Origin of the sequence: Allostigmatella hybrida (assembly GCF_020103775.1) — a bacterium.
Lineage (GTDB): Bacteria > Myxococcota > Myxococcia > Myxococcales > Myxococcaceae > Hyalangium > Hyalangium aurantiaca.
This window is the reverse complement of the sequence record NZ_JAHXBH010000032.1, coordinates 38856-53238: the sequence shown is the minus strand read 5'-3', so window position 1 is coordinate 53238 and position 14383 is coordinate 38856. Positions and strand designations below refer to the sequence as shown.

12 protein-coding genes are annotated in these 14383 nt (G+C 70.9%); 10 read left to right on the top strand and 2 right to left on the bottom strand.

The genetic code is table 11. The features are described 5' to 3' along the window. Positions 1-21 precede the first annotated feature (21 nt). From KY661_RS31865 to lptE, 9 genes are all read left to right on the top strand, one after another. The gene (locus KY661_RS31865; protein ID WP_225413793.1) at positions 22-864 is read left to right on the top strand and encodes a CheR family methyltransferase; all 843 of its coding nucleotides are present in this window, start codon (positions 22-24) and stop codon (positions 862-864) included. Continuing rightward, positions 861-1910, top strand: coding sequence for a chemotaxis-specific protein-glutamate methyltransferase CheB (cheB, locus tag KY661_RS31860; RefSeq protein WP_075011195.1), 1050 nt, complete (start codon positions 861-863; stop codon positions 1908-1910). The genes KY661_RS31865 and cheB overlap by 4 nt, the downstream gene beginning before the upstream one ends. Positions 1911-1952: 42 nt before the next feature. Further along, positions 1953-2330 carry a response regulator gene (locus KY661_RS31855; protein ID WP_075011196.1) on the top strand — a complete coding sequence of 126 codons (378 nt, stop codon included), beginning with the start codon at positions 1953-1955 and terminating at the stop codon, positions 2328-2330. 80 nt (positions 2331-2410) lie between these two features. Further along, positions 2411-3145: an ABC transporter ATP-binding protein gene (locus tag KY661_RS31850; protein ID WP_177241575.1), complete on the top strand. Its 735-nt coding sequence runs from the start codon at positions 2411-2413 to the stop codon at positions 3143-3145. Continuing rightward, on the top strand, positions 3142-4869 hold the full coding sequence (locus KY661_RS31845) for a putative ABC exporter domain-containing protein (RefSeq protein WP_225413792.1): 1728 nt from the start codon (positions 3142-3144) through the stop codon (positions 4867-4869). Before KY661_RS31850 ends, KY661_RS31845 begins: the two co-directional genes overlap by 4 nt. Before the next feature lie 107 nt (positions 4870-4976). Then, positions 4977-6695, top strand: coding sequence for a glycerol-3-phosphate dehydrogenase/oxidase (locus KY661_RS31840; protein WP_225413791.1), 1719 nt, complete (start codon positions 4977-4979; stop codon positions 6693-6695). A gap of 138 nt (positions 6696-6833) precedes the next feature. Then, a complete protein-coding gene (gene leuS / locus KY661_RS31835) occupies positions 6834-9332 on the top strand; it encodes a leucine--tRNA ligase (RefSeq protein ID WP_225413790.1) in 2499 nt (832 codons plus the stop codon). Between the two features lie 13 nt (positions 9333-9345). Beyond that, positions 9346-9915, top strand: coding sequence for a hypothetical protein (locus tag KY661_RS31830; RefSeq protein WP_225413789.1), 570 nt, complete (start codon positions 9346-9348; stop codon positions 9913-9915). Between the two features lie 31 nt (positions 9916-9946). Beyond that, positions 9947-10474: an LPS assembly lipoprotein LptE gene (gene lptE / locus KY661_RS31825; protein WP_225413788.1), complete on the top strand. Its 528-nt coding sequence runs from the start codon at positions 9947-9949 to the stop codon at positions 10472-10474. Positions 10475-10510: 36 nt separating this feature from the next. Here the strand turns inward: lptE and rpsT are convergent, their stop codons facing one another. Both rpsT and mazG read right to left on the bottom strand, forming a co-directional pair. Further along, positions 10511-10786, bottom strand: coding sequence for a 30S ribosomal protein S20 (rpsT, locus tag KY661_RS31820; RefSeq protein ID WP_225413787.1), 276 nt, complete (start codon positions 10784-10786; stop codon positions 10511-10513). Positions 10787-10865: 79 nt separating this feature from the next. Beyond that, on the bottom strand, positions 10866-12032 hold the full coding sequence (gene mazG, locus KY661_RS31815; protein ID WP_225413786.1) for a nucleoside triphosphate pyrophosphohydrolase: 1167 nt from the start codon (positions 12030-12032) through the stop codon (positions 10866-10868). A 190-nt stretch (positions 12033-12222) separates the two neighbouring features. Here mazG and KY661_RS31810 point away from each other — a divergent pair, with 190 nt between their 5' ends. Further along, positions 12223-14370 (top strand): tetratricopeptide repeat protein, encoded by a 2148-nt coding sequence (locus tag KY661_RS31810; protein WP_225413820.1) that lies wholly within the window; start codon positions 12223-12225, stop codon positions 14368-14370. The last annotated feature ends 13 nt before the right edge of the window (positions 14371-14383 follow it).

Below are 14383 nucleotides of genomic sequence, written 5' to 3'. Positions count from 1 at the left end.
AAGGACGAGGACCGGCCTGAAATGACCGCGGAAGAATTCCGGTTGCTTCGCGACCACGTGTACTCGCACTGCGGCATTCTCGTGCGTGACGACATGAAGTTCGTCATGGAGCGGCGCCTGTGGCCACGGCTGGAGGCGCTGGGGATGTCCGACTTCTCCGCCTACCACCGCTACCTGCGCTACGACGCGCAGCGCCGCGCGGAGCTGGAGGCGGCCGTCGAGGCGCTCACCACGCACGAGACGTATTTCTTCCGGGAGATGGCCCAGCTCAACGCCTTCTCCGAGGAGCTGTTGCCGCTGCTCCAGCAGCGCAATGCCGCCCTGCGGCGCCTGCGCATCTGGTCGGCGGGATGCTCCACCGGCGAGGAGGCCTACACCATCGCGATGCTCCTCCGGGACAGCCGCCGCTTCGAGGGCTGGGACGTGGAGGTGTACGGCACGGACATCTCCCGCCGCGTGCTCACCACGGCGCGGCGCGCCGAGTACGGCCCCTCCTCGCTGCGAACGACGCCGCCGGAGATGGTGCCGCGCTTCTTCGTGCCGCTGGCGGGCAACAAGGTCCGGGTGCGCGACGAGGTGCGCTCCTGGGTCTCCTTCGGCCACCTGAACCTGCTGGACGAGGAGTCCTACCAGCTGGTGCCGCGGATGGACGTCATCTTCTGCCGCAACGTGATGATCTACTTCGACCTGCCCGCGCGCCGGCGCCTGCTGCGCATCTTCAACGAGCGGCTCGTGCCCGGGGGCTACCTGATGCTGGGCCACTCGGAGAACCTGCTCAACCTGGGCGCCGACTTCGAGCTGGTGCACCTGAGCGGGGACCTGGCGTACCGCAGGCCCATGCTGCCGCCGAAGGGGAGCGGATGACCGCGCGCGCGCCCATCCGGGTGCTCGTCATCGACGACTCGGCCCACAACCGGCGCACGCTGACCCAGCTGCTGGGCTCCGCGCGGGATGTGGAGGTCGTGGGTGAGGCGGAGCACGGCGAGGAGGGGCTCCGCAAGGTCCTGGAGCTGCACCCGGACGTGGTGACGGTGGACCTGGAGATGCCCCGGCTGGGGGGCTACACCTTCCTGCGGCTGCTGCGCGGCACGGCGCCCACGCCGGTCATCGTCATCTCCAGCTACAGCCACCAGACGGACGTGTTCAAGGCGCTGGAGCTGGGCGCCTTCGACTTCATCGCCAAGCCGCAGAAGGCCACCCCCGAGGCGCTCGAGAGCCTTCGCGTGGAGCTGCTGGAGAAGGTCCGGGCCTCGCGGCTCGCCCTGTCGCGCGGCTCCCGGCGCGAGGCGCTCCAGCGGGCCCTGGGCACCCACGAGCAGCCGCCCTTCGTCGTGGCGGTGGCGGCCTCCACCGGAGGGCCTCCCGCGGTGCAGCGCTTGCTGGAGGCGCTCGCGGTGGAGCCCACGCCGTGCGTGCTCGTCTGCCAGCACATGCCCGCCCAGTTCACCCGGGCGTTCGCCGAGCGGCTGGATCGCATCGGGCCCTTCAACGTCACCGAGGCGTGCGAGGGGGACCGGCTGTTGCCCGGCCATGTCTACATCGCCCCGGGCGGCCGGCACATGGTTCTGGAGGAGCGCTCGGGGCGGCTGGAGCTGAGCGTGCCGCAGCAGGTTCCCGGAGACCGGTATGCGCCCTCGGCGGACCGGCTCTTCGCGAGCATCGCCCGGCATCTGGGTGACAAGGCGCTGGTGGTGGTGCTGACGGGCATGGGCTCGGACGGCGCGGAAGGGGCGAAGCAGATCCACCAGGCCGGGGGCGAGGTCTGGGCGGAGTCCGAGGAGACGGCGGTGGTCTTCGGCATGCCCCAGGAGGTCATCGCCACCGGCGTGGTGCGGCGGGTGCTGCCGCTGGGCAAGATTGGCCCGGCGCTGGTGGTGCGCGCCCGGCGCCGCCGTTCGTCGCAGGAGTGAACGGCTGACTTCCCCGGGAAGCGTGGTGGTATTCTGCCGGCCATGACGGAGATCAAGGCGCTGGTGATCGACGATTCCCAGGCGATGCGGCGCAGCCTGATGCACGCGCTGCAGCGGCTGGGAGGCGTCGTCTGCACCGAGGCCGAGGATGGGGCCGACGGGCTCAAGAAGTTCACCCAGGGCGAGTTCGACCTGGTGCTCACCGACATCAACATGCCCCTGATGGACGGGCTCAAGCTCATCAGCCACATCCGCCAGACGGCGGAGAACCGGACGGTGCCCATCGTGGTCATCACCACGGAGTCGGCGGCGGCGGACCGGGACCGGGCCATGGCGTTGGGGGCGAGCGCGTACCTCGTCAAGCCCGTGCAGTCGAAGGTGGTGCTGGACACGGTGAAAGAGCTGCTCAACCTGCACTGACCGGGACGCTGGTGACTTCGTCCGACGATTTTCAGGAAGGCCCCATCTCCGTGCTGCCGCCCGCGCGGCCCACCGTGGCCATGCTCAAGGTGGACGCGCTGGAGAAGACCTATGGGGACGTGAAGGCTGTCCAGGGGCTGAACTTCCGGGTGGCGCCGGGCGAGGTGCTGGGGCTGGTGGGCCCCAACGGCGCGGGCAAGACGTCCACGCTGCGCTGCCTCGCGGGCATCCTCCCGGTCTCCTCTGGCCGCGTGGTGGTGGCGGGGCATGACATGGCGCAGTCGCCGGTGGAGGCCAAGCGGACCCTGGCCTTCCTGCCGGACGAGCCGCGCCTCTTCGAGTACCTCACCGTGTGGGAACACCTGAACTTCGTGGCGCGCCTGTACGGGGTGGAGGACTGGGAGCCCGCGGCGCAGGCGCTGCTGAAGGAGATGGAGCTGGAGGGCAAGGAGCGGGCGCTGCCCGGCGAGCTGTCCCGGGGCATGAAGCAGAAGCTGTCCATCGCGTGCGGCTTTCTCCACAAGCCCCGGCTCATCCTGCTGGACGAGCCGCTCACGGGGTTGGATCCGCTCGGCATCCGGCGCATGAAGATCTCCCTGCGCGAGCGGGCGGAGCGGGGGGCGGCGCTGGTGCTCTCCTCGCACCTGCTGCCGCTGGTGGAGGAGCTGTGCCACCGCATTCTCGTCATCGCGGGGGGCCGGGCCGTGGCGCTGGGGAGCCTGGCGGAGATCCGCACGCAGCTCACGGGCCTGGAGGGCGGCAGCGCCTCGCTGGAAGAGCTCTTCATCCGCATCACGAGCGCGTCCAAGCCGTGAGCTTCCCGCGCGCGGTGGCTTTTCTGTGGTGGGCGTCCCTGTGGAACCGGGTGCGCAAGCAGGTGGAGCGCCTGCGCCGGCCGAAGTACCTGCTCGGCCTGCTGGTGGGAGGCGTCTACCTGTACTCCTTCTTCCTGCGGCGGTTGAGCCTCGGGGCGCGCTCGGAGGCGCTCACGCCGGAAGCCCATTCGCTGGCGGAGCTGTCGCTGGCGGGAATGATGATGGTGACGTTGGTCTCCGCCTGGGCCCTGGGACAGGACCGGCCCGCGGTCTCCTTCACCGAGACGGAGATTCAGCAGCTCTTCCCGGCCCCCGTCAGCCGGCGGGCGCTGGTGCGCTACAAGCTGGCGCGCGGGGTGGTCGGGGCGGGCATGGCGGCCTTCTTCTCCACGCTCTTCATGGGCCGCCTGGTGACCCAGCACCCGGTGCTGTTCTTTCTCGGGGCGCTGGTCACCTTCGTGACGGTCAACCTCCACGTGGTGGCCGTCTCCTTCCTCCGGACACGGCTGGCGCGGTGGGGCTGGCGGGGGACGGCGCTCCGGTGGACGGTCCTGTTGGGGCTGCTGGCGGCCGTGGGGGGCTCGGTGTACGCGGCCTTCCAGGCCCACCCGTTCCCCGAGAACGTCCTCCGCGAGAAGCAGGTGTGGGGGGGGCTCTCCACGCTGATCGAAGGCTCGGCGCTCCAGGTGGCGCTCTGGCCGGGCCGGGTGCTGGTGGCGCTGCCCATGGCCGCGAGCCTCCGGGACTTTCTCTACACGCTGCCCATGGCGCTGGGGCTGCTCGGGGTGCACTACCTCTGTGTCCTGGCGCTCATCGTTCCCTTTGAAGAGGTGGTGGTCACCCGCACGGAGGAAATGGCGCTGCGCAGGGGCCAGCGGCTGGCCCGGGTGGGGCACATCGTCCTGCGCGCGCCCTTCTTCCGCCTCCGGCCCGTGGGGCGCCCGGAGGTGGCGCTCCTGTGGAAGAACCTCCTCGCGGCGCGGCGGACGGGTGGCATCGACGTCCTCTTCTTCCTGGCGCTGCTGAGCCTGGCCGTCCCCGTGGGCGTGGCCCTCTTCCTGCCCCACGCGCTCCCGGGAGTCCGCCAGACCCTGGCCAGCATCTACCTGGCGGTCGCGGCGCTGCTCACGTTCGTCGGCCCGGGTTCTTTCCGCTCGGACCTCCGCATGGACCTGCCGAAGCTGGATCTGCTCCGGGCCATGCCTTTGACGGGAACGCAGGTGGTGGCGGCGGAGCTGCTCGCGCCGGGCCTGTTGCTGGCAGTCCTTCAGGTGGGGCTGCTGTCGCTTGCCCTGCTCATGGTGGGGGAGATGCCCGGTCGTTGGAGCTTCGAGCTTTGGGTGGCCGCGGGGCTGGGGTTGATGCCGGTGCTGCCCGCGCTGAGCCTGGGCGGGCTGCTCGTCCAGAACGCGGCGGTGGTGCTCTTTCCCGCGTGGTTGCCCCCGGAGGGAGAGCGGGCGCGGGGGGGCATCGAGGCCCTCGGGCAGCGCCTGCTGATGCTGGCGGGCTCGTTGGTGGTGATCCTCGGCGGGCTGCTGCCCGCCGCGGTGGCCGCGGCCCTGGTGGGCTTCACGCTGGAGGTGTGGCTGGGCGTGTGGGCGCTGCCGGTGGCGGGGCTCACGGCGGCCACGGGCCTGGGCCTGGAAATCGTGTTGGGGATTGTCGCCCTGGGGCGGGCCTTCGACCGGATGGACGTGTCCAGTGAGGGACCCGGCGCGCCGTGAACCGTGGGTCCGTGCCGACCAGGGGACAACACATCTTCTCCACACTATTTCCGGCGGAACGATGTATCTGTCGGCCGGCATGACGCCCGCCGGGGCAGATGGTTAAAATGAGCGATATGTCGAGCAGCCAAGCACGCGCTGAGGTGTGGGCCCGTCTCTCCCAATCTTGGGATCTCATCGTGGTGGGAGGGGGCATCACCGGCGCGGGCATCCTCCGGGAAGCGACCCGCGCGGGGCTCAAGGCGCTGCTGATCGAACAGAAGGACATCGCTTGGGGAACCTCCAGCCGCTCCTCCAAGCTGGTGCACGGCGGGCTGCGCTACCTGGCCCAGGGGCACGTGCTGCTGACCTACCACGCCGTGCGCGAGCGCGAGCGGCTCATCCGGGAAGGGCCCGGCCTCGTCGACCGGCTGGACTTCATGCTGGCGAGCTACACGGGCGACCGGCCCAGCATCTGGATCTTCGGCGTGGGCCTGCTGGCGTACGACTTGTTGGCGGGCTGCTGGGACCACGAGTACCACGGGGCGAAGGCGTTCGGAGAGCAGGTGCCGCAGCTGGACCGGCACGGGCTGGCCGGCGGGTTCCGCTACCACGACGCGCAGACGGATGACTCGCGGCTGGTGCTCCGGGTCATGCGCGAGGCGGTGGACGCAGGCGGCACGGTGCTCACCTACGCGCCGGCCACCGAGCTGATCCTGGAGGGCGGGCAGGCGGTGGGCGTGCGGGTGAAGGACATGGCCGGCAGCGGCCAGGTGGCCGAGTGCCGCGCGCGCGCCGTCATCAACGCGACGGGCGTCTGGGCGGACCGGCTCCGCCAGCAGGTGAAGGCGCCCCCGCGGATGCGGCCCCTGCGCGGCAGCCACCTCATCTTCTCCGCGGAGCGGCTGCCGGTGAAGGAGGCCTTCACGCTCCAGCACCCCATCGATCACCGGGTGATGTTCGTCTTCCCGTGGGAGGAGATGACCGTGGTGGGCACCACGGATCTCGATCATGACCTGCCGCTGGACGAGGAGCCGTCCATCTCCGCCCAGGAGGTGGCCTACCTGATGGCGGCCGTGGAGGCGCGCTTCCCCACGATGCGCATCACGCTGGAGGACATCATCTCCAGCTACAGCGGCGTGCGGCCCGTGGTGAACTCGGGCAAGGCGGACCCCTCCAAGGAGACGCGGGACCATGTCGTGTGGTCGGAGGACGGCCTCATCACCGTGACGGGCGGAAAGCTCACGACGTTCCGGCTCATTGCCCGGGATGCGCTCAAGGTGGCCGGCCAGCGCCTGCCGGGCTTCAAGATGCCCAAGCAGAACCTGCCCCTGCTGAACCGGATGGAGACCACGGGCGACGGGTGGGGCAGCCTGCCGGAAGGGGAGCGCCGCCGGCTCGCGGGCAAGTACGGCGCGGACGCGCTCAAGCTGATCCAGGCCGCGCAGCCGGGCGAGCTGGAGCGCATCCCCGGCTGCAACGTGCTGTGGGCCGAGCTGCGGTGGGCGGCCCGGTCCGAGTGGGTCGTGCACCTGGACGACCTGCTGCTGCGGCGCGTGCGCCTGGGGCTGCTGGTGCCCGCGGGAGCCCAGGCGTTCCTGCCCCGCATTCGCGCCATCTGCCAGGCGGAGCTGGGCTGGGACGACGCGCGGTGGCAGCGGGAGGAGGGCGAGTACCTCGAGCGGTGGCGCAAGCACTACAGCGTCCCGGAGGCCTCCCTCATCCCGGACTGGCGCGTCATGCTCGCCCAGTCCCAGGCGATCTGGCGGCCCCGGGCCCCGGAGCTCGCCGCGGGTGCCGTCAGCACCGCCAGTTCCGCTCCGGCGCCCGCCCACGCGAGGGACTGAGGCCTCCGCCCCCAAAAGTGCAACCGGGCGGGGGCTACCACCCGGCCTGGCGGGCTTCCCGTGATATTTGTGTGTCTTTCCCGGGTGATGGGCCTGTTGCTTGGCGCGCGGGCCTCTCATAAGAGTCGCAACGACCATATGGCGATGAACGAGCGTTACGAGCCGCAGTCGATCGAAGGTAAGTGGCAGACCCGTTGGGAAGAGGCGGGCGTGTTCCGGGCCGGCACGCGGCCGGGCGCCCCCAAGAAGTACATCCTCGAGATGCTTCCGTACCCCAGCGGCAAGATGCACATGGGGCATGTGCGCAACTACCTCATCGGGGACGTGTACGCGCGCTACTTCCGGATGAAGGGCTACGACGTGCTCCACCCCATGGGGTGGGATGCCTTCGGTCTGCCGGCGGAGAACGCGGCCATCAAGGACGGCGTGCACCCGGCGGTGCGCACCCAGGAGAACATCACCTCCTTCAAGGAGGAGATCCGCTCGCTGGGCTACTGCTACGACTGGGCGCGCGAGGTGAACACCAGCAAGCCCGAGTACTACCGCTGGAACCAGTGGTTCTTCATCCAGATGCTGGAGCGGGGGCTGGTCTACCGGCGCTTCAGCAAGGTGAATTGGTGCACCGGCTGCCACACCGTCATCGCCAACGAGCAGGTGAAGGACGGCACGTGCGAGCGCTGCGACTCGCCGGTGGTGGACAAGGAGATGCCCGAGTGGGCGTTCCGCATCACCCAGTATTCGCAGGCGCTCCTGGACGGCCTGGACACGCTGAAGGAGTGGCCCGAGCGCGTCACCAGCATGCAGCGCAACTGGATCGGCCGCTCGGAGGGTGCCGAGGCCGACTTCGCGGTGCAGGGCAGCAGCGAGAAGATCCGCGTCTTCACCACCCGCATCGACACCGTGTTCGGCTGCACCTACGTGGTGCTGGCGCCGGACCACAAGCTGGTGGCGAAGGTGACCACGCCGGAGCAGCAGGCAACGGTGAGCGCCTTCGTGGCGAAGATGGCCGCGGCCAGCAAGACGGACCGGCTGGCCGAGGGCGCCGAGAAGGAGGGCGTCTTCACCGGCGCCTATGCCGTCAACCCGTTCACGGGCCAGCCGGTGCCCATCTGGATCGCCAACTTCGTGCTGTCGGACTACGGCACGGGCGCGGTGATGAGCGTGCCGGCCCACGACGAGCGCGACTTCGCCTTCGCGCGCAAGTACAGCCTGCCCGTGAAGCCGGTGGTGCAGCCGGCGAGCGGCGAGAAGCTGCCGGCCGGGGACGCGCTGGAGGCCGCCTACACCGAGGACGGCGTGCTGTCGGACTCCGGGGAGTTCTCGGGTGTGGCCTCGGCGGATGCCCGGCGCCGCCTGTCCGCGAAGCTGGAGGCCGAGGGCCGCGGCAAGGCGACGGTGACGTACCGCCAGAAGGACTGGGGCTTCAGCCGCCAGCGCTACTGGGGCACGCCCATCCCCATCGTCTACTGCGAGAAGTGTGACACCGAGCGCCGCGGCATCCCCGTGCCGGTGGACCAGCTGCCGGTGCGCCTGCCGGAGATCGACACCCAGGCGGTGCTCACGGGCAAGGGCGAGCCCCCGCTGGCGAAGGTGGCCTCGTGGGTGAACACCACGTGCCCGAAGTGCAGCGGCCCGGCGCGCCGGGAGACGGAGACGATGGACACCTTCGTCGACTCCTGCTGGTACTTCGCGCGCTACCTGTCGCCCCAGTTCGCGGAGGCCCCGTTCGACGCGGCGGAGGCCAAGCGCTGGCTGCCGGTGGACGTGTACGTGGGCGGCCCCGAGCACGCGGTGATGCACCTGCTGTACTTCCGGTTCTGGACGCGGGTGATGAAGGAGCTGGGGCTGTCCCCGGTGGACGAGCCCGTCACGCGGCTGGTGACCCAGGGCATCGTCAACGGCTCGGATGGGCGGAAGATGTCCAAGCGCTGGGGCAACGTGGTGGCCCCCGCCTCCATCGTGAAGAAGTACGGCGCGGACACGGCGCGGGCCTACGTGATGTTCGCGGGCCCTCCCGAGCGCGACTTCGACTGGTCGGATGCCCAGGTGGAAGGCTCCTTCCGCTTCCTGAAGCGGGTGTGGACGCTGGCCGCCTCACACGAGGCCGTGGCGGGCACGGTCCACACGGGCCCCTTCGAGGGCAAGGCGCTGGAGATCCGCCGCGCGGCGCACAAGTGCCTGAAGCGGGTGGGGGAGGCCATCGAGCGCCTGTCCTTCAACACCGCCATCGCGGGCATCATGGAGTACCTCAACGCGCTCCAGGCCCTGGGAACGGCCGAGACGGCCGCCGAGAAGGCCGCCATGGCCGAGGCGATGCGGGTGCTGGCCGTGGTGCTCACGCCCTTCACCCCGCACATCGCCGACGAGGTGGCCGAGGCCTACGGCGCCAAGGCGTTCACCGTGCAGGAGGCGTGGCCCGACTTCGATCCGGCGCTGGTGGTGGATGATGAAATCCCCTACGCGGTGCAGGTCAACGGCAAGCTGCGCGCGGAGATCAAGGTCCCGGTGGACGCGGCCGAGGCGGACGTGCGGGCGATGGCGGAGGCCGACGAGCGGGTGAAGGCGGCCATGGCGGGCAAGACGCTGCGCAAGTTCGTCTTCGTCCCGAAGCGGCTGGTGAACTTCGTCGTCGGCTGAGCGGAGCGCCCGAGTGCCCACCGAGGTCCTCGTCATGTGCACGGGGTGCGGGCAACCCCAGGAGGCCGGGGACGGCCGCTGCGTGGCATGCGGGGCGGCGCTGCCCGAGGCGCCGCGTCCCGCGAACCCGGCCTCGGAGGAGCCTTTCTTCCTGCTGGAGCTGGGCGGCCGCGTGGTGGCCGGGGGCGGGCGGCGGTTGACGTACCGGGCGGATGCCACCGTGACGCCCACCGTCGTCGAGCTGGGCCGCCTGCGGGCGGTGCGGTTCGGCCGCCGCTTCTTCCTGGAGCCGCTGGCCATCGTGCCGCTGGTGCTCGTGCTGACGCTCCTGGAGCCCTCCGTGCGGCCCGTCACCACGGCGCTGTCGGCGCTCGGGCTGCTCATGGCCCTGCTGTGGCGCCAGTCCTTCGTGGTGCTGGAGTTCCTCGACGGGAAGCAGGTGCGCTGGACCTTGGGCACCGCGCTCATCGGCTCGGCGCGGGCCCGCCGCATCGACGAGGCGTGTGCCGCGGCCCTCCGGGGGCTGGTGGCCCGTGGGGTGGCCGCCGAGGACCGGCGGGGAGGGCTCTGGCGCCGCGCTTGACCGGGGATCTCAGCCCGCTACTGTGGCCTTCATGGCTCGGGTTCGCGTGGTGGCGTGGGGTCTGCTGGTGACAGGGCTGGGGTGTGGCTACCGCTTCGTGCCCCGGGACTCGACGCTGCCGCAGGGGCTGCGCTCCGTCTGCGCCCCCGTGTTCCACAACCAGACGCCCGAGCCTGGCCTGGAGACGCTCTTCACCGAGTCCTTCCGCCAGGAACTGGTGCGCGCGGGGACGCTGGGCGCGACGGGCGCCTGTGGCGGGACGGTCGAAGGGACCGTGACGGGCATGAGCAGCGCCCCGACCATCGTGACCGAGCCCACGGTGGAGAACGGGGTGACGCGGCCCGCGCAGCTCGCCAGCTACCGCGCCTATGCGGAGGTGCGCCTGCGGCTCATGAAGGACGGGCAGCCCATCGCGGAAACGGCCGTAGCCGGGACAGAGGACTATCTGCCCGGCAGCGGGGATGTGCTGGAAGCGGAAGCCAACCGGTTGGCCGCGCTCCGCCGTCTCTCGGAGACGTTGATGCGGGAGGGCTATCAGCGGTTGGCGCAGAACTGGTAGCGCCCGGCGAAGCGGGCGCTGGGGCCTGGCCGGGAACTACTGGGCCTTGGCGGCCGACTTCGCGGCGGCCTTGGCGAGGCGCGAGATGCGGCGGGAGGCGGTGCGCGGGTGCAGGACGCCCTTGGAGGCGGCCTTGGCCAGCGTGCGGGTCGCTTCCTTCACGGCGTCCGCGCTCTTCGCGCCGTCCTTGGACGTGAGGTTCTCACGAGCCTTCTTCACGGCGTTCTTCACCGTGGTGCGCACGGCGGTGTTACGGGCGCGGCGCTTCTGGGTCTGACGGTTGCGCTTCTCTGCGGACTTGGTATTCGCCAAAGGTCATCTCCAACGGGACGGCTGTGGACAAAGAGGGCCGTACCTACAGCGGCGCCCCGCGAGCGTCAAGGCGTGCGTGCTAGGCGGTGTATTCCCAGAGAAGGCCCGCCGGGTCCTGGAAGCGGACCCCTGGGGGGGAGCCCCCCTGAACGGCCCCCGGGTGAGAGGCCTCCAGCGTGGCCCGGAGCCGCTCCACCGACCGGGAGGACGGCGCCCCCAGGGTCAGCCCCGTGCCCGGGGCACCCCCGGCCCCTCCCGAGGTGAACACCAGCAGCAGGGCCCCATCGCTGTAGCGGGCCTCGCCGGAGGGGGCCGGCACCGCGTGCCAGCCGATCAGCGGCGCGACGGCGTCCCAGAACGCCCGTTGGGCGGCCAGGTCCTTCGCGGGGAAGCGCAGGGCCGTCAGGGGCGCGCGGGGCAGGGAAGCGGGCGGGGGGAGGGCCTTTTCCGCCGCCTTGGCGCCCTGCCAATGTCGCTCCATGTGCTCCAGGGTCGCACTCCCCAGGGGCACCCCCTCGGCCTGGAGGGCGGACTCGATGTGCTGGAAGCGGGTGGTGAAGCGGCGGATGGCCATGCGCAGCGCGTCCTCGGGGGGCGTGTGCAGGAACCGGCCGAGGTTGGCCAGGGAGAAGAGGACATCGCCCAGCTCGTGCTCCAGCGCGTCCCGGTCCTTGGAGGCGATGGCCTCGTCCAGCTCGGCGAGCTCCTCGTCCAGCTTGGCGCGGACCCCGGCCACGTCCGGCCAGTCGAAGCCGATGCGGCTGGCCTTCTCGGTGAGCCGCTCGGCCCGCAGGAGGGCAGGGGCGGCCGTCGGCACGCCGTCGAGCACGGAGCCTACCCGGCCCGTCTTCCGCTTCTTCTCCTCGGCCTTGAGTTGCGCCCAGTTGAAGAGCACCTCGGTGGAGTTCTGCACCTGGCGATCGCCGAAGACGTGGGGGTGGCGGCTCTCGATCTTGTCGCTGATGGCGCGGCACACGTCCGCCATCGTGAACTCGTCCTTCTCGGCCGCCAGCTGCGCGTGGAAGACGATCTGGAAGAGCAGGTCGCCCAGCTCCTCGCACAGCGAGCGCCAGGGGCCGCCGTAGGCCACCCGGTCCATCTCGTCGAGGACTTCGAAGGTCTCCTCGGCGAGGTAGGGGCGCATCGAGCGCAGATCCTGCTCGCGGTCCCAGGGGCACCCCCCCTCCCCACGCAGGCGGCGCATGATCCCTACCAGCCGTTCCAGTTCTGTCCCGGTCGTACTCATGTGCGTGTCAACCTCTGGCTGCCCCATCTGGATCCCACCCCGCTGTCCCCAGGGACTCCTGCCCATCTGTAAAGGACTGTTTCCCCGGTAAGCGGGCAAGCGGGAGGGGGCTATTGCTTTCGTCGTGCCAGCCCCTCGCCTATCATCGACGGTCTGGATGCCTCACTCCTTTTGTTTGCGTTTGCTCCCGGTGATTCTCTCGCTGCTGGCGCTGCCTGCGCCGGCGGTTGCTCAGGGCATGGATGCGCCTTCGCTGATCCAGGAGGTGGATCCCTCGCCCGAGCCTCCCCCCGAGGAGGAGTCCGATGACTCCGTTTACGAGGATGAGGATCGCGCCCCGGCGCGCCGTCCCGGCCGGTCGAAGCGGCCCGTCGCGGAGGAGGAGGCGCTCCCGGAGGATCCCCCGGGGCGGGGGCCTACGCCGTCGATAGCCCCTCCCACGGGGGCCCCCACGGCACCGAAGCCCGCGGCGCCCAAGGCCGAGACGCCTGTCCGCACGCCGCCGCCCCCGCTGCTGGCGCCCCGCGTCTCGGATGCGGACCTGCTGGCCGTCTGGGAGCGGTGGGTCCAGGCGCGGGCGGCGAAGGACACGGCCGCCGCGGATCAGGCGCGGAAAGACCTGCTGAAGCTCCGGGACGAGGTGGCCGCCTCGGACTTCGACACCTTCAGCGCGAGCCTGCTGCGCGAGTCCCAGGCGCGGCTCCAGGCCAAGGACATGACGTCGGCGGTGCACCTCGCCGAGGACGCGGCGTCGCTGTCGCCCAACCTGCCCTATGCGCGCTTCGTGCTCGCGGATGCCTATGCGCGCAGGGAGCCGGGCTCCGTGGGCAAGTACCTGGGGGAGTTCCAGGCGGCCCTCGCCGCGGTGGTGAAGGATCCGCGCTACCTGCGGCCCGCGCTCGCGAACACGGTGGCCACGGCGCTGCTGGCGCTGCTGGCCACGGCGGTGGCGGTGGTGGGCGTGCTCTTCCTGCGGCGGATCCGCTACTTCCTGCACGACATCCACCACGTCTTCCCCCGGGGCGTGGGGCGCTGGCAGTCCATCATGGTGGTGGTGGCCATCCTGCTGATGCCCGTGCTGCTCCGGCTGGGCGTGGTGCCCGTGCTGGTGGTGCTCCTCGGCATGGTGGTGCTCTACCTGAGCGCCGCGGAGCGGACCGTGGCGGCTGTGCTGCTGGCGCTGGTGGGGCTCATCCCGCTGATCGCCGGACAGGTCGCCAAGGCCACCACCTTCGCGGGGACGGTGGCCGAGGACGTGTACCTGCTGGAGCGCGGCGGCTTCGCGGCGGATGACGCGGCGGCCCGGCTCCTGGTCCGCCAGGAGGCGAAGGAGTCCACGTTCGCGGAGCTGTTCGCCCTGGGGCGCTACGAGGCCCGCCGCGGACAGCTCGAGGAGGCCACCCAGCACTTCAAGGCGGCGGTGGCCTTGCGCCAGCGCCACGCGCTGCTGCTCACGAACTTTGGCAACGCACTGCTGGCCTCCGGCGACGTCGATGGCGCCACGCGCCTGTACCAGGAGGCGGCGCAGGCGGACACCTCGCTCGCGGCGGCGCCCTACAACCTGGCGCAGATCTACCGGCGCCGGGCCCGGGAACTGCCGGACGACAAGGTGGGCGCCGAGCTGCAGCGGGCCAGCGAGACCATGGCCGTGGCGCAGCGGCTGGATGCCTCGCTCGTGGGCCGGGACGTCCCCCCGGATGACCGGCTGCTGGCAAACCAGCTCCTGCTCTCGCCGGCGCTGCCCGTCGCGGACATGCTGGCCCTGGCGGACGGCTCGGATGCGGGCAAGCGCGTGCAGTCCCAGCTGGACCGCGTGCTGCTGGGCGCGTCGGGGCCGGTGGCGCGGTTCTACCCGCTGGTGCTGGCCGGCCTGTTGTTCCTCCTGGGCTCGGTGAGGGACCGGCTGCGCGCCTCCAAGGGCTGCGAGAAGTGCGGCCGCACGGTGTGCCGCCGGTGTGATCCGGATCTCGGCATGGGCAGCTTCCTGTGCAGCCAGTGCACGAACGTGTTCGCCCGCAAGGGCGTGGTGCCCGAGCCGATGCGGGCGCGCAAGCAGGCCGAGGTCCAGCGCCACCAGACGTGGCTGGGCCGCATCTCCCTGGCGCTCGGGGCGGTGGTGTCGGGCGCGGGCCACGTCTTCTCGGGGCTGCCGGTCCGGGGCGCGCTCTACTGCTTCCTGTTCTTGCTGGCGGTGACCGTGCTGCTGATGACCCAGGGGGTGCTGCGCGCGCCCTATGGCGAGGCACCGCACTACCTGAAGATGGCACCGGCCGTGTTGGTGCTCCTGCCCCTCTACCTCCTGTCGCTGCGTGGGCTGTTCAAGCGGCGCACGCAGTAAGCCTGGACGACAC